The organism is Rickettsiella endosymbiont of Miltochrista miniata (assembly GCF_964031245.1).
In the GTDB taxonomy this organism is placed as follows: domain Bacteria; phylum Pseudomonadota; class Gammaproteobacteria; order Diplorickettsiales; family Diplorickettsiaceae; genus Aquirickettsiella.
The window spans coordinates 1,095,276-1,116,651 of record NZ_OZ035017.1; the positions used below are offsets into that span (position 1 = coordinate 1,095,276).

The window sequence follows — 21,376 nt, forward strand, 5'->3', positions numbered from 1 at the left end:
TCTATTGCGGTATACTCTAGCACATTATGAAGTCAAGTGAACCCACTAAAACAAGTCTAAAGACAACGGAGATGGTCATGAATACTCACTTACAAACACTTTATCAATCACTACCTATTAACAGTACCGACGCCTATATTGCGCGGTTAAAACAAATCCCCGTATTAAGCGCTGAAGAAGAAACCGCACTCGCCGAACGCTATTACCAACACCAAGATTTAGTCGCCGCCAAAAAGCTTATCATTGCCAACCTACGCTTCGTCGTACATATTGCACAGACTTATATGGGTTATGGTCTTGCACTCGCCGATCTGATTCAAGAAGGTAACATTGGTTTAATGAAAGCGGTTAAACGTTTTGACCCTAAAGTAGGCGTGCGCTTGATTTCATTTGCCGTGCATTGGATCAAAGCCGAAATTCAAGAATTTATCTTACGTAACTGGCGCATTGTCAAAATAGCCACTACCAAAGCACAACGTAAACTATTTTTTAATTTACGTAAAATGAAAACTCATTTAGGTTGGTTTAACCAAAAAGAGATCGAAGCCGTTGCGCGTGATCTCGGTGTCAAACCAGAAACCGTACGTGAGATGGAATCTCGTTTGGCCTCTAACGATATGAGTTTGGATATCAGTGATGAAAGCAACGATTCCAAATCCACTAGCTATCCATTGCTTGATATGCATTTTGAAGATAATCGTTACGATCCCGCACGTTTACTCGAAGCGAGTGACACCACCGAATCCAGCCAAGATCATTTGCATAAAGCGCTGGCCAAATTAGACGAACGAGAACAAACCATCATCAGGGATCGTTGGTTAACTGAACCTAAAATTACCTTGCAAGAATTAGCCAATCGCTATCAAGTATCGGCTGAACGCGTGCGTCAACTCGAGCAAAAAGCAATTAAAGAGCTTCGTCACGCTATCGAACAACAAGCGGCATGAACACTATAAAAAACAAACTTAAACCAGATAGGAACTTTGTCAGTGACATTGATCGATTTCTTACCGCCTTCGATAAGCGCCATCCTGAAAAATCCGCTTCGCAAGAACAAGAAATCGAGCAATACCAAGCATTGATGGAAAAACGCGATATAAAAACCGATACCCTCTCTTGAATATACTCACAGCAATTGGATTTTTGACAAGGCGCCGTGAGAATGAAGCAACCGGAATGTATTCAAGATACATGAGGATTGCGAATTGAGCGGCAACACAGACAAAAATTCTAGTGCGAAGAGTATACCTATGTTTCTCGAAATTGAACTTAAACTCAGCATTGCTCCCGAAGATGTTAATCTATTACACCAACATCCTTTATTAAAGCTCCCCAGCACGCAAATTATCTCTGTAGAACAACTCATCAGCCGCTATTTTGATACCTCTGACCTCGCCTTATGGCAGCAAGGATTGTCGATGCGCGTACGCGAAGCCGGTGGCCGCACGATACAAACCTTAAAAACAGCGGGCGAACAAATAGGCGACCTACAACATCGGCATGAATGGGATCAACCCGTGACACAAAACATCCCAAATATCGAGCAATTTACCGACCCCAGCTTAATAGCCAAACTAAAAACCATCCTTGGCAATAAGCATTTGTTAGAATTATTTCATACCGATTTTCAACGTAGCTCTTGGAATTTAAACACTGACAATGGAACCCAAATCGAATTAGTTTTAGACCAAGGCCTGGTAAAAACCGCAACCCATCAAGCCGCGCTACATGAAATCGAGCTGGAATTAAAGCAAGGCGACAGTCAAGAACTCTATAAAATAGCCGATTTTTTGAAATCAACGATTCCGCTGAACGTAGAAACACGCAGTAAGGCAGAACGAGGCTATTTGCTCTATAATGACAATAAAATGTCATCTAATTATGTATAGTTAATCACCAGCAATTAGAGTAATATCACCCCAACTTAATAAAAACTTTAAATGTATGTTAGAAAACACCATCACACATAAAAGCCAAAGAGAAAAACTCATTCTGATAGAAGGAGTCACCGAAACTGGCGAAAAATTCAGACCTAGTGATTGGGCTGAACGTATGTGCGGTTGTTTGGCCAGTTTTACTAATCGGCGCATGGTGTATTCCCCGCAGCTACGACCGATGATCGACCAGGAAAGCCGCACCAAATGCTTAGTCCTCGACCCCAAGCTCAAAGAAACCAATCCAGATATTTTTGACTGTATTATGAAATTTGCCGGCGAAAATCGTTTAAAAATCCACGAATCTTATACAGAAGCTGAAGCAACAGAGTAATTCCCTCGTCATTGCGAGCGCGTAAAATATTAAACGTCATTGCGAGCACCGTAAGGTGCGTGGCAATCCAGGGATGGCCACGCTCATTCCATTCGCTCGCCATGACGGTGATTTTTCCTAAGCTATACATCTGATTTTTGTTTTGATAAACAATCCTGCGCTAGTTGGCAAGAATGGCAAACCGGTTTATTTTTCCGACAATGCTGTTTGGCATGCATGACTATCAATGCATGATATTGCTTATAGAGATCCACACTTTTTGCTAGCTGTGTTTCAAATAACTGTCGACAATACTCATACTTTTCCTGACCTTGAATCAAACCTAAGCGTTGTAATAAACGTCGCGTATAGGCATCAATCACAAACACCGGCCGACTAAAGGCATACAATAAGATATCATCGGCTGTTTCAGGACCAATGCCCTTCACGCTGAGTAATTGCTCACGCAAATCGGTTGTGCTTAATTGATCTAAGCCGCTGTAATTACCCTTCGCTAAATACCAATGGCAATAATTCTGTAAACGCTGTGTCTTAATCCGAAAATATCCACTCGGTTTCAAACAGATTTCTAAGTCGGCGGTTGATAAGCTTAGTAACGCCTCGGGTGTTAAACTCACTTGCCCTTTTAAAAGAGCTAAGGCTTTTTCTACATTCGACCAATTGGTATTTTGCGTGAGTATAGCGCCGATCATAACCTCGAAAGGGCTGTCTGCCGGCCACCATTTCTGGCGGCCGTACCTATTCAGCAGGCACTCATAGATATTAAGCAGTTTTTGTTGGTTAACCGACATCGCTTGAAAAAGTAGCTATTGTATGCTGAAGGCAGACAATAAGCGATACTCCTCAAAACTCTAGGGAGAATTAGGCCGGATAGCACTTACTATTCATATCTCTCTCCATTTCCCGCAATTCTTGCTCGGTATGAGGAGCTGGGAAATCAGTTGGTTTAAATATAGAAGAAATTCCCGTTAACTTTGAAGTGGGCGTCCGAGTATAGCGAGGGGCTTCTTTAGTAAAAGAGGCCATTAATGGAGCGCGCTGTTCCTCAACAATAGTGACCACCCCTTTATTCTGAGCCAAGCCACCACGAGCATTAATAACTTGCTGTGAAGGTCTAATTGCATTCATTGTAGGCATAAGATTGTTAGTTATTTCTGCCAAAATATTTTTCTTATTAGGTGCTTTATCTAAATTAGATAAATCTTCTTTGATTCGTTCTAAAGCACTAAAAGCCTTTTTAAAATCATCTGGATTGTTATCAATTTGTTTAATAGTCTCTACTTCAGAAAATTTTTCTAGCAAATTTAAATTTTTACTAAAAATTAATTTATGAGCTGAAGTTTTCAATAGCGGTACAAAAAGAACCTTTAAATTAGCGTAGTTATTTTTAAAATTTCCTAACTTTTCATCCCAAATAGATTCTTCTTTAGACTCTTCGTTTATGTCACCCATTTCATATCGAATATAGCTTTTATTTGTATCAGTCAGGGCTGAATTTACTGGGAAAAATTTCCCAATAGCTTTTTGTGTGCCATATTCGCCGGCTTTGAAAAGTATTCCACTGCTTAATATACTAAAGAGAGGCATCATAACTGCCTGCAAAATTTCTATTCCAAAACCTTCATTTAACAGAGTAATCAGCAAGCTTGGATTTATAAAAAAAGTGTACAACAGTATCGGCATTAAAATATTCAAGAGTTTATTTTGTATTTTTTTAGTCGCTTTCTCTCCTAATTGCGCCAGCATCAATCCTAGATAATTCATTCCTAAGTAATAAGCAAAGCTCAACCATGCATCTTCTAAACCTATAAATGTTGCGGATCCCACTAATAGAGAATTCATAGCTGCGCTCCCCATCGCCAAAGAAGCTGGTTCTAAACCATAAAAAATGATATTCGGTAAGCATGGGTATTGCCCGCTATTACGTTTTGTAACTTCTTCCCATCCGCCCGCGATGACCCCACTGACAAATGCAGATATCGGTATACTGATGGTGATCGTTAATTTTTTTTGTTGATAAGGAATCAATCCCGTTTCTTCGAGCTTAGCGGGTGTAAATTTACCAAAAATAGATTTTATAGCTTCTAACTGAGTCGCGTTACAATGTTTTTCACCCATAGCATAGTGTAAAAGATCTTCTTTATTGCTTATTTTAGCGCCGTGTATAAGCAGTGATTCTAAATACTGTGTATCACACTTACCATAAAAATAAAGAAAGTGTAATATGGTTTTTCCATCTTCGTAATAATTAGGATTTGCACCCTCTCTCAATAATTGTTTAAATTCGACTAAATTGTCATTGCTGATGGCAAATATTAATTTTCTTCCCATTTCATCAGCGCTAGGTTTTTTTGCCAAAAATCCCAGCGTTGACTTAGGGTTTCTATGCATACTGGTTGTTGGATACATAAGCGAGTGATGATTTTTTCTAAAAACCGTAGGCATAGATGTCTTTCCAGTTGATAAGTTTTCAGTATATTTTTTTTTCATCAAATTTGCTTGCAACAAATCTGGACAATAATTATCTCCTGCGCCTAAAGCTCTAAATGTATGATTGAAACAATGCTTTTGATAGGAATCTAACCACGGTAAATAACCCTTATCCTGTTGGATTAAGTGTGTAATTTGCAAAGGAATGGATGAATCGCGTTTTTGATATGATTCCAATATTTTTGCAAAGCCAGGGGGATTAGTATCTACAAAATAAGACATGAATAAGGAGGAAGGGTTATAACCGATAAATTCTTGACTCGATAGCAAATCTAAAGAAGTATAATTATTACGATTTTCTCTTAGCCAAAATTGAAAACCTGCGTCAAAACAGACATCCAATATGAGCCTATAAGACAGTCCCTCATCAAAACTTCGAGGGATATAACCAAATTTTATAAAATTAATAAAATGATTATACTCATGCGCAGACACTACCCACCAACTGCTTGGATCAGACCTATATTGCACGTAAGCCTTGCCAATCGCATGCGTAGCATTTCTCAGTGCACCAATAAAAAAAGCGGTGCTCATAGGTTCAAAATTTACAAAACGATAAATATCACTTTCATAACTACTTTCGTTACTAAAAATATAACACGTATAGTGACTAACCACGGGTAGATTTTGACTAATACCCGTTCTTTTTAGCCATTGGTCATAGTTACCATCGGCACAAGCTTTCGCTTGACACACGATTTCCAATTTATTCTTATCTAAACCAGCATGCTGTATTAAAAATTTATTTAATCCTAAAGTAGGACACTCGTAAATATAAGGCAAAGGATTAAAATTTTTATCCGAATAATAGGATAAATAGCTCGCATAGCGATCTTTAAGTGGACTTAGTATGTTAGCTTCTTCCAAAAAATATTTAAAAAAATAATATTTTAATGCTTGTTTAGAAATATCATCTCTGCTATCTATATGATCAAAAAAATATTGCTGTAAATCCGTTGCAGCAAGAATTATATTTTCTTGCCAGGGCTGAACATCCGAAAGAGATAATTTATTTTTATAATACTCTATTAAGGTAGACTCATAAGCAAAAAACCCGAAGAATTGGGTTATAACAAGATTAATATTAATATCTTTTTGCAAAAATAAACTTTTTGCTATAGAAACAACCCCTTGATTAGCATTTTGATAATCCTGTAAAAAAATCATGCTATCAAAGCTAAGTTTTAATGTAGAAATATAGGTTGCAACAAAGTCATGCGTCGTGCCGTTATTATTTTCAACTACTTTAATCGCTACTTGCTTCAAATCATCCGCATGCAAATTTATACGATTATTTTCTAATAAATCTCTATTATTCCATTCTAAAAATAATTTAAAAAAACTTAAATAATTGGTAACTATAATTATTTGTGCTTCATTAAAAAAACTTTGCGCAATAATTATATCTTTAGAATCCCGAAAAATTTTGTTTAAATTTTGTAAAATATCATTATCGATGGTTTTTAATTTATCGATTGTAAATTCTGATTTTACATAAGCTTTTAAGAAATCTAAAAATGTATTAATTGAATAATCTTTTGTGAAAAAATTATTACTTTTAATTTGATTCGCTAGTTTTTCAAGTACTTCCTTAATTCTGTGCGGTTCAAAAAAATATTTCCATTCATTCGGCTCAGTATTTAAAACATCCTGTAAAACTTTTTCTAATTGCTTCCCTGCCGCTTTTTTTATTATTGCTGGCATTGATTTCTCTCTAAAGAATAAAAATTACAGGACTTAAGTGTCCATGGATCATAGATAGCGAATCTTAAGGATTTCTTAAGCTTGAGCTATGTATTAAAAAAATTGATAACAAATTAATTTTTAATAAAAAATTTAATGTTTCCTTAATTATATAAAGTTAGAATCCCAGCAGAAAAAGTGCGTGCGTGCGAAATATGCCCGACGTTAGAGGTCTTTAGCGCGGGAAACGACGTACTAGCCGTCTTTTAATTAAATTTTTTTTGTAGGTGTAATATGCCAGCTCTAAATCCTTATACAGCCTTAGAATCTGCAAAAGCACATCTTAGTTTGCAAAGAGAATTAGCGATAATATTGAAAAATGATCCGGTTACTTATCTTAAAAAATCAGGCATTATTCTTGCAAATTTTATACAATATTTAAAAGATCATATCGCTCATTATGGAACACCGGTATGCAGTTTAGAGCAGTTAGATAAGCTCAAGGGCCCTTTTTCAGCATCGGGAGATACTAAGGATTACTTTACTTTTCTATCCAGTTTAAAAAATAATACGCTCAACACTACCCCATTAAATTGTCCAAACGATATCCCAAGTATCGATGCGCGTCTGGCTAATATCACTAGTGAATTCAGTGATAATAGACCCACTGTTTCTAATCCCACGCTTTTTAATACCACTATTAGCGACGATATAAGCAATGAGATCACTCTTACTGGGAATACCGACTTTTCCTTGCCAGCGAAATTAGGCACTGCATTTGGGTTTGGATTTGGAATCGGGTTCTTAGATGGTGCAAGTCAAGTGGTATTGCATATCGCTAAAAGATATGACTGCACTCCTCGCACGCTTGGATTGTTAACCATTGCATTGGCTTTGGCCACTACGGTTGGCGTCTCCGCCCTTCCGTTGATTTATTCTATTGTAACCACGCTAGATAACGATCAAATAGATCCGCAGGTTAATTCAGAAAATGTACAAAAACTAACGTTCGTCTTTATGGCAACCTTAGCTTTGCATTTGCTAAAAAATACGCCTCGTTATCTTGGGCGTTTAAATGACTTTTTAAACACCAACGCAATGCTTAAATCATTGTTACAAAATTTACCGCTTTTTGGCTGTTTATTTATAACAGCCTACGGAAACGACAGTTTCTTAGAAGGCTTATCCATTGCCATGGTTACGCTTTTAGGTGCGGCTATTCCTAGTAATGCAACACGGAAAATACTCAGTTGCTTTCCTTTATCATCCACTGCGGTGAGCAATACAAACGTGAGTGATGGGATGCAACTGGATAGCGTAGCTAATACGAATGAATTCGAAATGGATATCGTAGTAGATTCAAAAATACACTTAACCAGTGTTAAACAAAAAATCGCTGCATCAACTCAACAAGATTCAACCACAACATTAGCTATAGGTAATCCTGCCCCGAAGGAAGCAAACGGATATTTACCGTTTAACTCGGTGAAATATAGCAGCATGCTTTTTAAGACCCACATTTCTAGTTCAGAAAATATTCCTAATACATCCGCGGTAGCCATCGCGCAACTATCACGCAATTAACTAATACTGAGGTACACCATGAAAACAATAAATCCAATCATTGAAACTAATTCAAAAGATTTTTTCCAAAGTACATTAGATACACTATTAAAGGATGAATCATTAAAGGGTAAAACTGAAAGTCAACTCAGCACGATTTTGGAATATATCACCAACAATATAAGAGTGCATACGTTATCAGAAGATACTTTAGAAAAGCTAATTTCGCTGCATTCTAAATTTCTATCCGCGCTCTGTCCTGAAAATTTTGATAGTAGCAATACTAATCAAACCACGCCAAATAGCCCTGAGTTTATTAAATTTTCAAAAGCGCTGCATGATCTAGAAACTTTTTATAATCCCCTCGATAATATAAATCAAACTAGACTAAAAGAAAGTTGCGAAACCACATTAAACATCGAGGCACGCACACCGTTTAACTTAGCCTCTAAAATGGCCGCCGCAGCGGGTCACGGAGCTGTCGCTGGCACATCACATGCTGTCACTGCCATTGCTTTAGAATCCGCTAAGAGCAAAGGCTATACGCAGACTCAACGTAGATTACTCACGGCAGGATCAGCTGTTTTCAATTCACTGGTGATTGCTTCCTATGCATCGATAGTTTCAGCTATGGAAAATTCGCATGCGTCAGATGAGACAAGGATAGAAAAAATGTGGCAATCCTTTGCAATGTCTTTGGCTAGCAGCTCCAGTACCTATGCGATAGTCAGTGGCATAAATTACTTTGCAAAAGCTATAGAAAATAAACTTGTTAAAGGTTTTTTAAATGCTTTACCGCTTGCGGGAAATGTCTGTTTATTAGCCCAAGACGGAAACAGTTTAACAGAAACTGCTGCTATTATCGGCACTAACGTTGCTACAGCCGGACTAGTTACCACTGCGATACAAACCGGATGGAACTTTTTTTCTAAGCAACGCAATGCGGTACAAAATACCGATATTGAGTTAGGCTTACGTTCTAACATGGCAGAAACCACTTCCTCATCGTCATCCACAAATGAAACACCATTTTATAATAATGGTGCTATCTCATCAAATAATGCGGCACCCGTTTATGAAAAGATTAATGAAGTATGCGAAGATGGGTATTTGATTCCTAATCACCCTGTTATCAATTCGGCTCCTGCTCTTCCCGACAGAAACCGCGATCACTATGAAAATCAGAGATTCCTCGTTCTAAATCAAGGAAAAGGGATACTAGTAAGCGATACTTGTGAAGATGACACTTCTAATTTGACCGCGACCAGTCGTTTGAGGTTTTAAGAATAGTTAGTCTATCTCGTCATTACGAGGCACAGAATATTGATCGCCATTGCGAGCGCGCAGAATATTGATTGTCATTGCGAGCGCATAGAATATTGATCGTCATTGCGAGCATCGCAGCAAACCCTCGTCATTGCGAGCACCGCAGCAAATCCTCGTCATTGCGAGCGCGCAGCGCGTGGCAATCTAGACATTCGCTTGCCATGATGGTGTTTTTTTACTTTTTTCAATAATCTGTTTAATTCAATTTATAAAAAGCCTGTTAATTTTTGCATAAATCAAAACTATTTATTACATTTTATATCTTTATATAAAAAATAAATCGATTTTTTTGTTAAGGATTCCTTAAGCTTCGCAACCTACGATGAAGATCATTTTTTAATTTTTTTTGTAGGTGTTTAATGCCAGCTATTCCTAAAAGAACAACTTCTAAAGCAACAAATATTCCAGACGAAATTTTTTCAGATATTCTTAAAGGAAACTATTCTCAATATCTCGACACCATTGATTTTAATCAATTTTTATCAGATTTTTTACTTGAAGAGTCTACTTGCAAAGAAAATTCCTCACCGTATGATCCTAATTGCATCCTTCATAATACCAAACCAATTGTAAAAATAAAATTTTTAGAGCTTTTAGTTAAAAAAGATGAGCTTAAGAATGTTTGGAATTTTTGCAGAGATTATATTTCTTCACAAAATCATCAAATCTCAGAAGCTACTACTCAAAAATTACTACAACTTCAATCCGATTTTATCGTCTTATATACCAAAAAATTTTCAACTGTTAATGATACTTTCGCTGAAAACGATGCAAAAACAATCAATAGTTATTTTTCCTTTGAAGAGGAATTTTTTCAAATTCCCGATTTTATGACTATAGAAGCAAACTTTTTCAGTGGTGAAAATGCGTTTACCTATTCAAAAAATTTGCTTAAATCCATTATAAAAATGGCGCCTAATGCCCAAGATTCAATAGTAACGAATCAAACTAACGCATATAATTACGATATTACTAATCTTTTAAACAGTTTTGTTAAAGGCGCTGGTAATCTGATTTTAAAGCTAAGAAACAACGACGAACCTTATCATGATATTGAAGCTTCTGTAAAAGATCTGATAAATGAAGCTACAATAAAAGTTACGCCCACGGAATTAAGCAGCATAAGGTTTAATTTTTTAAGTCAATATCATCAGGGTTATTCAGATATTGAAAATGTTTGCCAGCAACTTTTCAATACCACTGAATGCTATCCGTATGTTCCAGAAGTTAATCAACAATTTGAACTTATTACTCAAGGCCATTCTCCAATTAATTCTACTGAAAGTTCTAAGATATTAGAACAGTTTTTATTTGGTTCTGAGAATAGCATATTAGAACGTCTAAAATATTTCAGCATAACCAAAAATAAAAACAACAAACTATCCAACCTTCTTGATTATTTTAAAAAAAGTCTAAGTATAGATAATGAACAGAATCAAGATTTATCAGCTAATGTTGTTAGCAAGTTATCCAGACTATTAATTCATTTAAAGGGCGTTTTTTCCGAAGGTAACATTAGGCCAAAAATTTTAAATAAAGCATTATCTTTATTTTTAACAATGTTAAAAAATCCGTCTATAGCCAATCATGATTTCCATTTATGGCCAGTTCTAAGTGCATGTGCAGATGAAGTAAAAATTTTATTAAAAAATTATAATGCTTATAGTGCTTCACATAATACGGATATTAATACCACATTAAGAATTTTTTCGGCTATTCTGCATTCAATAAATAATATTAATTCGGTTATAAATCAGTATAATCAAGAGATAAATACTATCGTTAAAGAACTGAGCGAAGCTTGCCTAAACTTAGAAATTTGTGACTCCTTTACTGCGTTAAATCAATTTAGTAAAAATTTAGGGACTATGGCGCGCAGATTATTTAAAACTGGAAAGCTTTCAGATGCTGAATCAACTTTAAAAAATGTTCAAGCTATTCTTAAAAATGCGACCAACCAAGTCACAGAAGATGAATTAAAAGGAATAGCATGGACTTTTCTGAATCAATATCATGATAAAGATGCCAGCCAAATCACTAGTGACTGCAAAAAATTATTTAATCTAAGTGATTGTCATGAGTTTATAGCTTCTAACGGAACGATGGAAATGGAAGATGATACCACACCTCCCACAACACTAATTCCTGAAGTAATCACAAACAATACAACAAGCACTACAACCACCACATCAGCTCCACAAGTAAATACCACCGTTGCACCTGCAATTAACCAGACTGTCGGCTACCAAGAAATATCCACTTTCTCTCCAATTTCTTTTCCAGAAACTCCTTCTACAACTGAAATCATTACCGCCATTACACAGGATTTAGGTTCTAAACTTCCTTCTGCAACTGAAATCGGCTCAACCGCTGCGCACAGTTTTGGTAGTGGTTTACTTAATCTAATGACTCAAGCTATGTCCATCTGGTTACGCAGCAAAGGACATGGCGAATCAATAATTTCAGCGATATCACTTAGTTTGGCGGGTGGAATTCTCCAAGCAAGTTACATGGCAACTTTCCCGTTAATGTTGTTTACATTAAACCAACTCGTTGCTGAAGGTAATGAAGAGAAAGCGCAAGCACAGTGGGACCTGATGACACAGGAAATGCTACCTGCTTTTTTTACCAGCTTAACTTTGAGCACTGGATTGCAGTTGCTAAATTATCTTAGTGAAAATTATTTATCTAAACAATCCACACTTAAAAGTCTAATACAAAGTATCCCTACACTTAGTAGTTTATGGAGTTTTAGCCGGAATCCAATACTAACGGGAATACACACTGGAACAGCTTACGTAGTAAGCTCTATCGGGTTAGCAGGTTTTAATCGATTTTTTTCTGCAAGAAATAATCAAAAATCTGATATAGAAGTAAATAGAAATATTGTTGAAATGGAAAATTTGACAACAGAAAGTAATAATGAAGAACTTGAAATTAATACTAAAAAAACTGAGCCTGCAAGAACATTCAAGTATTTAACCGAGGAAAATCTTGAAAGCGTAAGAAAAAATTCACGAAAGCTTAAGACTTCACTAGAAAAATTTATTTCTTTATTACAAAAAAGTAGAGATAGTGACGAGCTATCTAAGGTTAAGTCCAACAATAAGAATGTAATAAATGAATATGAAAAAAGTATTACAGATAAAAACCATGTTTTAGAACTGCTGAAAGAACCGTTTAATATGGTAAATATTCTTCATGAACGATTAATGGATAAAAATCATGATGAAGCTTGCCGAGTTTACACCGATTTCGCTGTATACAATAAGGTCATAGGAGAAACTGGTAATGTATTTAAACTTATGCAAGGTTTTTATGAAACAACAAAGGGAAATAATAATTTACGCGATGCTTTAAGTAAATTATATGGTTTTGTCGAAGGACGAACAGAAAATTTTGACTCAGGCACATTACAAACATTAGAAGAGATGCATGCATCCTTAGATACATTATTATCCCCAGTAAGAGGCTTTGTAAGCGCATATAATACAGCCGATGCCGCCTATCAAGGAGAAAAACGTGGTGAAATAAAAGCAAATCTCTTAAATGGGGGGAATATAACCAGCACTCTTCTGAGACAAAAGAAAAGTGTCGAACCAAAAACTTCTCTATTTGCTGCTAATAATCGTCGTTTTACATTTAGTGGCGATAGTGATAATTCCAGAACTTCTACTGCCTCAGATGAGTCTGATAAATCCGGCAATAGTGCATACAACCCTATCGATCCTCAGCAAGAAACTCCATTGCTAAATGGGACTACTTATCGAGTTTAAAGATAACGTTATCCTATTTAGGCAAGTTAAGTCCTTAAACTAAATAAAAAAGCCTGCTTCTGCAGGCTTTTTTTCGTTTATCAGTTAGCCCTGTAAAATATTACGATAATCAATCGCCAATTTATTCAGATCGAGTTGATTAAAAAATAACGAATAACACATCCAACAACTTAATGCGGCTAAATCGCGAAATTGATGGGGCATATAATGTGGTTTTACCAGTAATCCTTCTTCCAGCAAATGCGCTAATAAGCGCTGATCTTCTAAGCTAGTTTTACCGACGAATAATAATTCAATTCTATCTACTAGCCCTTGTTCAACGGCTAAACGTAGATAATTATAGATTAAAATAAAACCTTTACTGTAAACCAAGTCTTTAGTGAATGGTCCTAAATTCGGTAAACTGCCGCGAAAAATACGCACACTGCTTTTATAACTTTCTTCCGGCGTATGATCTTGTTCTAGAAAAAAATTATACACTTGCAGAAAATCAGCACCCTCTTCTGCCATAGCGATACCCGTGACGCGATCGGTCAATTTTTTAATGCGTAACGGCGAGGAAACAAAATGAAAAAATTCCATAATAATTGCCAGACCTTCCTGATTCGCAATCGCCGAAGGCGGACCTTTGCTGAGAAAGGTACAGATCGGTTGATGCATGCCATTCAGTGTCGTGCCCATATGCACCCAACCTTCATGCACTTCTAAAATACGTAAATCACGCTCACTAAATAAAGCATCTTGGCGTATCTTGATCCATTCTGCACCTGCTGCGGCATCCGCAACAATACCATCGCTGACGATCACCCAATTTTTTGCTTTGCCTGAATGCTTAAAATACAGTGATAATCGGTGATTCAGGATTTCGGCCGCTTGCTGACTATCATAGCGTTTTTCATCGAGTTCATTTTGGGTTTTATCTTTAATATTCGCCAGTGCTTGCGACACAATTGGCACTAAATCTTTTAGGCGTGGCGCATTCACATAAAAAGCATCATCGGCACTACCATACAATTCTTGCGACAAAGCACTGAATTCCGGCTTACCGCGCGCACTTAATAAGCGTAATACATCCTGATATTCACGACACATACGCAACATGATGCTACCTATCGAACTCAATTGGCCGACTTCGCGATTAATATCACGTTCTAAGCTCTGAAATTCTTCGCGTTTTTTGTCTATATCAAATGCCAAACTATTTTTTTTATAATAATCGACATCTACTTTAGGTAATTGTTTGCATTTTTTTTTAAAAAAATCCGCTTGTATTTCTGATCCCCATTTAATGCTATCCAAAATTTTTATCGCTTCTTGCGCCTGCACGATACGATCGGATAATTCACGTAATCGTGTGCGATAAGCCTTTTCATAACTTTTCATGCATCGCTACTCCATTAGCGGCGGTTAACGTAAAACATTGACCGCCTATCCAATATTTAGCTTAAATTAGCTTAATTATCCTGCTACATTTCCAATGTGGCTTGAATTATGCACATAACTTTGCTCTAAGCACAAAACTTAAGTGTTTATTAAATGCTTATTCATCAAATAATTGATATTAAATTTCATTTATATAAAAAATTTAATTTTACCTTAAGCTTATAAAACTACAATCAAGCTGTTCAAAAAAAATACAGGGATTAAACAGGCCCAGGGATTAATCAGCTAAACATAAATTTTCAGCTGCATAGCGAAAATTTCTAGTGATTTTAAGCGCTTTTTTTAACTAAATTTTCGTAGGTGAATTATGTCAGCTATCCCTTCAAATTCGACAACACTAGAAAATATTCCAATAGAGGATACATCGACTCTTGAAGTAAGCTCTAGCGAACTAATTATAGCTGCAGATAACACTAATGCGACTGAGGGCATAGATACCAGCAGTGAAGAAATATTAAGCATTAGCACCGCAATTCCGCCTAGCATGAGTAACGATACAGCTAGCATTGCTGAGATAGACATCGATTTAGATATTGGAAATGGTATGAGCATAACAGAGGCTCCTACGCTTTATAACGTGACCGATGCTATAGATGGCTTCCGTACCGGACGTAATTTGGATTTTTTCCCAAATAAATTAGCATCCATTATAAAGAATGATCCGGTCGCTTATATTGAACGATATAAACTGAGTATTAATACGTTTGCCGATGAAATGGTTAATCATCAACAGCGGTATGGTCTATCCGAATGCTTATTCGAACCATTACAAAAAATTGGAGAAGCTTTTGCAATAGTCTATCGCCAAAATCCTCAGAAACAAGCGCTGGTAAATCGCTATGTTCAATTTATTTCGGACCTCGAAAAAAATGCTAGCAGCGTTACACGGCTAAATTGTTCGGATACTAGCAATTGGAGTCAAACAACTACGACACAAACTCCCCTTTCCAGTACAGAACTAACTACAGCTGAGCCTGTTACACCACCGGTAAACACGACTTTATCACCTGACTTCACCACAGAAACTTTGCAGCCCACAAACTCAACTACCTTGCGTCCTAATTTGAATACAACGCAAAACAGTAACCATGATAAAACCGTGCCAACAGGATCTTTAACTAATTTATTCTCTTTAGGATGGGTTTCTGCGACACATGGCGCGGTGGCGGGTGTAGTACATAGGATTACTGGAAGCATTTACAACTACTATGATTCAAAAGATCGCTTAAATGGCTGGCGTAAACCCTTAGCTCAGGCAGGCGTTATGTTGGCTAATGCAATGACCATTGCTACGCTGCCCGCGATGTTATCGACCGTTGAAAACGAATCTGAACAATCGGATCCCATAACCAAGGTATTACACTCCACTGCTTATTCATTGGGTGGCAGTTTAATTTTAAACGGTATAAATTATGCTGGGCATAAAGCTTATTACTATTTTAACAAAAAACCGATGGGTAAAGATTCCATAGTCAGTAAAGCTTTAGATGCATTACCGCTAGCTGCTAACACCGGTTTACTCATTAATGGCGGATATTCCTCAACTGAAGCAATGGTTATTCTAGGATCTAACCTACTAACAGCCGGTTTATCCAGCCAGGTAACACAAAGCGTCGTTAGTCTTATTGTTAATAAAACTGAAAAAAATAAAGAAAACGATGTTGAAACAGGTTCTAATAATAATATTCCCCTGAATAATTTAAATACAAATGCGGTTGAACATGCTTTTGAACAAGATGATCTTAATCTTGATAGTCAATTCCAAACATTGGTCACCGGAGCTTTTGCTTCAAAAAACACAGCACAGCTAGATGCATTTCTTAATACTGCCAATAGAATGAAATTTTTTGAAAATAAAAGTGATATTAAAGTTCAAGCTTTTTTCCTGAAGAATTTAATCACATTAACAATGCAAAATCCTGAAATAGGACTATATGCTTACAATCATCTGCAAGCTCAGGAAAGATTGATACCCATCAATAAAAATTTAGAAGCAAATTGTTCGATTATTCCTTTAACACTTACTGAAACTGGCAATCTTGAAACTCACAATGATAAGGAATCTAATGCTGATAAAAATACAACTCAACTTAAAAAGCTGTTAGGAAGTTTTATTGCTGGTTTAAAATTAAATAGTAAAGGTTTTAAATTTGAATCGAAAATTTTTACTCAAAATAACTACTCTTTCGAGAGAATAAATATTTTTTACGGAACTAACCAAGTTTTGAGTATTTTTACGCCTGAAATCGAACAAGATCCAGCTAACAATAAGTTTTTATTTTCTGCAATAAATCAGTTAATAAAAGCCCTATCAAAGAATAAATCTACTGGTAATGATACTTATTCTAAGTTTTTATTTGTATTGCCTACCCAATCAGCAACGGCTGTAATTGAAATTGTTACTTATCCTAGTTCATCCTTACAAAAGGATAAAATATCAGTTTATAACCTAGATAATTTATTAAAAAATAAACTAAAAGACCTCACTAATAATGCAATAAAATCTGGCTATGTTAATTCCAAGCCTGAGATTACTTTCTTACCATGTGAATCCAAACAGCATGACCTATTTGCTACTTATTATTTTATAAAGAAGTCTGTCAAAAATTACCTGGAAATTTGTTTATTACCGAATAATGCTGCTCCTGATTTACTCGAAGGATTACTGGCAACATTCATCGATAAATTGAAATTAACTGGCTTAGAATTTGAGACTGAAAAAGTAAATCCTGCTGAAAATAACCAAGCATCGGCCCTAGCAAGAAAATCCATGGCTCCAAAAAATAGTAAAAAAACAGAAGAAGATCTAGAGCTAAAAAATGGATACTTAGTAAACACAATAGAGAGAAAACGTAACAATGCCATCGCTGCCTGCCAAACTACGAGTATAAATAATAATATTCTATCTATTTTTAAATCGGTCCCACCAGACAGTAGCCTTGCCAGAAAATTATCTAGCGAAGAAGTATTAAACCAATTGTTGCTCCAACGAAAATCAGAAATTCAGACTAGTCAAATTAGGAGAGATTTACTCCCTTTAGCAGATGAAAGAGGCATGGCCATCATTGAAATTATAACTTCTAAAACTGAATCAAAATTAATAATTCATGATCCTCTTGGTTTATTAGCAGATATCCGCACAAAGGCAGTCGCTGTAGTCGCTATTGCAGAGAAAAATGGCTATCAATCTGTATACAACCCTAACAAGGATTACTCATCGGATTGGCAGTCTAAAGAACGTTGTCAATTAGCAGCCTATTATTTCATAAAAAAAGCAGCACTCAGTCACTTAGCGCTTTTCGAGCAAATGAACACTACGTTCAGCAATAATGATAATCTTCCTAACCATATTTTAGATGAAGTAAAACATAACTTAAGCATAAATAATGAATATGATATGGATTCCCTGCATGAACTAAAACGCTGTGATGGTGGTGTATTTAATCTCAGGACCTACATCACTGATGTGAGTAACTATTTAAAAATTCTTAGAATTGAGACAACTTCACTGCTGAATAATAAATCTGACTTGCATCAATTGGTAGCAACTGAAATACAGCTTAATTTAGGCTTGACAGACCCTCATAGCAATTTATTAACAAGCTCTAGTCTAGAAGTAATCACTTGGAATAATGTTAGATTTGATCACTGGTCAGAATTATTTTCTATTAAAGAAGTAACTTTACCCCAAACTGGAATAGGAAACGTTTATTATTTGGTAAAATTCCCTTCAGATTTTATGTTTAAGGCAGGTAAAATGGCAGTGCTTGCTAAACAAGAAAATAATGAACATCCTTTGCTTTCAGATATCAGAAACTTCTTAGTTTACCAAGTAACTAATAAACCAGATAAAATAGTTAAAAAAGCATTACTCATGGGTGATTTACGAGAATTGTTCTCAAAATTTGCGACAATACAAAAAAATAATCAAGAAACTCGAGTTTACTCAGCTAAACACTCTAGTTTCTTTAGTGTACCAAGCTCGACAACAGTTGCACCTGTTCAGCCGAGTCATTTAATGCCGGGATATAAGTAAAATTTTCACCGCCGGCGGCTAAAAATAGCGCTCGATAACGTTTAGAAATCTCTTCCAAGGTTTCTAAACAATCGACAGCAAATCCTGGACAGATTACGGTGACATTCTTTATGCCGCGTGCCGGAAGCGCCTGTAATACGACATCACAATACGGTTGTAACCACTTCGCTGCGCCAAAACGCGACTGAAATACGATTTGAAATTCAGGCTCTGATAACTGCAAGCGTTCGGCTATTAAGCGTACAGTAGTAAAACATTGTTGTTGATAAGGTTCGCCCAATTCAATATTCCGTTGCGGTAAACCATGAAAGGAAAACAATAAATAATTATTTTCGCTCTGTTCTAGTCGATATTTTTTAATCTGATTAGCAAGCGCTTGAATATACAGTGGATGATCAAAATAAGATGCAATAAAACGCAGATTAGGAATAACCCGCGATTGCCGTAACAATTGACTGATTTTATCCAAACAACTGGCGGTAGTAGCCGCAGAATACTGCGGATATAAGGGTAAAATTGTGATGGAAGATACACCTGCGCCGAGTAATTGCTTGAGTCCGGCTCGAATACTCGGCTGGCCATAACGCATAGCCAGCACTATTTGGTATTTATCACCTAAATTGGCTTGTACTTTTTCAGCTAAACGCTGTGTATATACGGCTAAAGGTGAGCCTTCATCCATCCAGATGCTTTGATACAGCTTCGCCGTGCGTCGCGCTCGTATTGGCAAAATAACTAATCTAAGCAACGGCTGCCAAAACCAAGCTGGCAACTCCACGACGCGTCTATCACTTAAAAATTCAGCTAAATAATCACGCACGGCGCGCGTGCTTGACGCTTGCGGAGTACCTAAATTAATCAGTAATAGGCCGGATTTCACGTGCGGATGCCTTTCCCGCGGTGCAGTAAATACAGATTAATAAAAAATAACACCACACAACTTAAAAATATGATGGTTAAAGCAGAGACTACCGGAATATCGCTAATACCTAACAAACCATAGCGAAAACTATTCACTATATATAAAATGGGATTGAACAAGGATATATGGCGCCAAAAGCTGGGAAGTAAATCGATTGAATAAAATATTCCACCCAAATAAGTCAACGGTGTTAGCACAAACGTCGGAACTATCGATACATCATCAAAGGTCTTAGCAAACAAGGCATTAGTAAAGCCAGCGAGCGAAAATAAGATCGTAGTCATCGGTACTATCGCCAACAATACAAAAATATTGTAAACATGTAATTGTGTAAAAAATAAGGCTAAGATCGTTACTAATACACCGACCAATAAGCCGCGTGCTACACCTCCAGCGACAAACCCCAATAATAATAAATAATTCGGCAAAGGCGCAACTATCAGTTCTTCAATACTACGTTGAAAACGCATGCCAAAAAAAGAAGTAACGACATTGGTATACGCAGCAGTAATTACCGACATCATAATTAAGCCAGGTGCAATATATTGCATATAGCTATAACCTTCGATATTGCCTAAGCGCTGGCCGATCAAATTACCAAAGATCAAAAAATACAGCGTCATAGTCACCAAAGGTGGCAATAAAGTTTGCACCCAAATACGCAAAAAACGTTTAATTTCTTTGCGCAACAAACTAATAAACGCGATCCAGTACACTTTTGCTTGCATGGTAATTAATCTTTTTTAATCTCAGTTATAAATATTAGATAACTTTCATAGACCCTTTACATTCGAGTATTGATGCTTCCGTCATGGCGAGTGAATGAAATGAGCGTGGCCATCCATGGATTGCCGCGCACCTACGGTGCTCGCAATGACGATTAATATTTTACGCGCTCGCAATGACAGAAAAATGAAAATCATTTGTTTTTATTCGCAGCAATCAAATTAAGAAATAATTCTTCTAAACGATTCGCTTTATTGCGTAAACTGGTCACCTCAATATGGTGCCCTTCCAAAAATCCAAATAAATTATTCAGTGATTGTTCTTTAGCGACATCGACTTCTAAGGTCACATTATCTAATAAACGCATCGCAAACGGCGATTGTGGCAGATCAACCAGAGGTTTTTTTAAATCAAACACAAAGGTTTCCATATTTAAAGTCGCTAACAAATGCTTCATGCTGGTATGTTCGATAATGCTGCCTTTATCAATAATGGCGATATTTTTACACAAATATTCTGCTTCTTCTAAATAATGTGTAGTTAAAATGATGGTAATACCTTGTTGATTAATGCTGCGCAAAAATTCCCACATCGAACGCCGTATTTCTATATCGACACCGGCGGTAGGCTCATCTAAGATCAGCAGTCTGGGTTGATGTACTAAGGCGCGCGCTATCATTAAGCGGCGTTTCATACCGCCCGACAGTTGCATAGAAATTTGATCGCGCTTATCCCACAAATCCAATTTTTTTAAATAGATTTCTGCACGCTGTTTAGCCAAACGTCTCGGTACACCATAATAACCGGCTTGATAAACAATAACGTCGATAACTTTTTCAAAGATACTAAAATTAAGTTCTTGCGGCACAATGCCAATACAGGATTTAGCGGCTTCTAATTCGTTATCGATACTATGGCCAAAGACTTTAACCGTTCCGGCGGTCTTATTGATTAAGGAAGCGACTATGCCGATGGTAGTTGATTTTCCAGCCCCATTAGGACCTAACAAGGCAAAAAAATCACCCTCCTCAACATTGAGATCAATATTTTTAAGGGCAATAACACCATTTTTATATATTTTACTGAGACCTTGGATACTCAATGCTTGCATAACTTTAATAGAACTTTATAAAATGAATAAAA

General features: G+C 36.5%; 14 protein-coding genes. 8 read left to right on the top strand and 6 right to left on the bottom strand.

All coding sequences use genetic code 11. The features are described from left to right. Nucleotides 1-77: 77 nt before the first annotated feature. The 4 genes from rpoH to AAHH40_RS05050 all read left to right on the top strand — a co-directional run bounded on the left by rpoH (nucleotide 78) and on the right by AAHH40_RS05050 (nucleotide 2,268). Nucleotides 78-947, top strand: coding sequence for an RNA polymerase sigma factor RpoH (gene rpoH, locus AAHH40_RS05035; RefSeq protein WP_342219591.1), 870 nt, complete (start codon nucleotides 78-80; stop codon nucleotides 945-947). After that, nucleotides 944-1,120: a CBU_0585 family protein gene (locus AAHH40_RS05040; RefSeq protein ID WP_342219592.1), complete on the top strand. Its 177-nt coding sequence runs from the start codon at nucleotides 944-946 to the stop codon at nucleotides 1,118-1,120. Before rpoH ends, AAHH40_RS05040 begins: the two co-directional genes overlap by 4 nt. Before the next feature lie 85 nt (nucleotides 1,121-1,205). Next, entirely contained in the window at nucleotides 1,206-1,889 is a 684-nt protein-coding gene (locus tag AAHH40_RS05045) for a CYTH domain-containing protein (protein WP_342219593.1), read from the top strand. A gap of 55 nt (nucleotides 1,890-1,944) precedes the next feature. After that, complete coding sequence (locus AAHH40_RS05050) at nucleotides 1,945-2,268, top strand: DUF3579 domain-containing protein (RefSeq protein ID WP_342219594.1); 324 nt, start codon at nucleotides 1,945-1,947, stop codon at nucleotides 2,266-2,268. A gap of 122 nt (nucleotides 2,269-2,390) precedes the next feature. Here AAHH40_RS05050 and AAHH40_RS05055 read toward each other — a convergent pair whose 3' ends face one another. Next, nucleotides 2,391-3,059 carry an endonuclease III domain-containing protein gene (locus AAHH40_RS05055; RefSeq protein WP_342219595.1) on the bottom strand — a complete coding sequence of 223 codons (669 nt, stop codon included), beginning with the start codon at nucleotides 3,057-3,059 and terminating at the stop codon, nucleotides 2,391-2,393. Nucleotides 3,060-3,129: 70 nt separating this feature from the next. Then, a complete protein-coding gene (locus AAHH40_RS05060; protein WP_342219596.1) occupies nucleotides 3,130-6,462 on the bottom strand; it encodes a hypothetical protein in 3,333 nt (1,110 codons plus the stop codon). A gap of 273 nt (nucleotides 6,463-6,735) precedes the next feature. Between AAHH40_RS05060 and AAHH40_RS05065 the strand changes: the two genes are divergently transcribed. The 3 genes from AAHH40_RS05065 (at nucleotide 6,736) to AAHH40_RS05075 (ending at nucleotide 13,106) form a co-directional block, all read left to right on the top strand. Beyond that, entirely contained in the window at nucleotides 6,736-8,025 is a 1,290-nt protein-coding gene (locus AAHH40_RS05065; RefSeq protein ID WP_342219597.1) for a hypothetical protein, read from the top strand. 18 nt (nucleotides 8,026-8,043) lie between these two features. Further along, entirely contained in the window at nucleotides 8,044-9,288 is a 1,245-nt protein-coding gene (locus tag AAHH40_RS05070; protein ID WP_342219598.1) for a hypothetical protein, read from the top strand. Between the two features lie 401 nt (nucleotides 9,289-9,689). Then, entirely contained in the window at nucleotides 9,690-13,106 is a 3,417-nt protein-coding gene (locus AAHH40_RS05075) for a hypothetical protein (protein ID WP_342219599.1), read from the top strand. 84 nt (nucleotides 13,107-13,190) lie between these two features. On the opposite strand, the gene AAHH40_RS05080 is transcribed toward AAHH40_RS05075, so the two are convergent. Next, a complete protein-coding gene (locus tag AAHH40_RS05080; protein WP_342219600.1) occupies nucleotides 13,191-14,489 on the bottom strand; it encodes a flavohemoglobin expression-modulating QEGLA motif protein in 1,299 nt (432 codons plus the stop codon). A 367-nt stretch (nucleotides 14,490-14,856) separates the two neighbouring features. On the opposite strand from AAHH40_RS05080, the gene AAHH40_RS05085 reads away from it, so the two are divergent. Continuing rightward, nucleotides 14,857-18,585: a hypothetical protein gene (locus AAHH40_RS05085; RefSeq protein WP_342219601.1), complete on the top strand. Its 3,729-nt coding sequence runs from the start codon at nucleotides 14,857-14,859 to the stop codon at nucleotides 18,583-18,585. Here the strand turns inward: AAHH40_RS05085 and hemH are convergent. The 3 genes from hemH to AAHH40_RS05100 all read right to left on the bottom strand — a co-directional run bounded on the left by hemH (nucleotide 18,518) and on the right by AAHH40_RS05100 (nucleotide 21,344). Further along, nucleotides 18,518-19,465: a ferrochelatase gene (gene hemH / locus AAHH40_RS05090; protein WP_342219602.1), complete on the bottom strand. Its 948-nt coding sequence runs from the start codon at nucleotides 19,463-19,465 to the stop codon at nucleotides 18,518-18,520. The two genes, AAHH40_RS05085 and hemH, sit on opposite strands and share 68 nt — an antisense overlap. Beyond that, entirely contained in the window at nucleotides 19,462-20,235 is a 774-nt protein-coding gene (locus AAHH40_RS05095) for an ABC transporter permease (RefSeq protein ID WP_342219603.1), read from the bottom strand. Before AAHH40_RS05095 ends, hemH begins: the two co-directional genes overlap by 4 nt. Nucleotides 20,236-20,426: 191 nt before the next feature. Beyond that, complete coding sequence (locus AAHH40_RS05100; protein WP_342219604.1) at nucleotides 20,427-21,344, bottom strand: ABC transporter ATP-binding protein; 918 nt, start codon at nucleotides 21,342-21,344, stop codon at nucleotides 20,427-20,429. Nucleotides 21,345-21,376 lie beyond the last annotated feature (32 nt).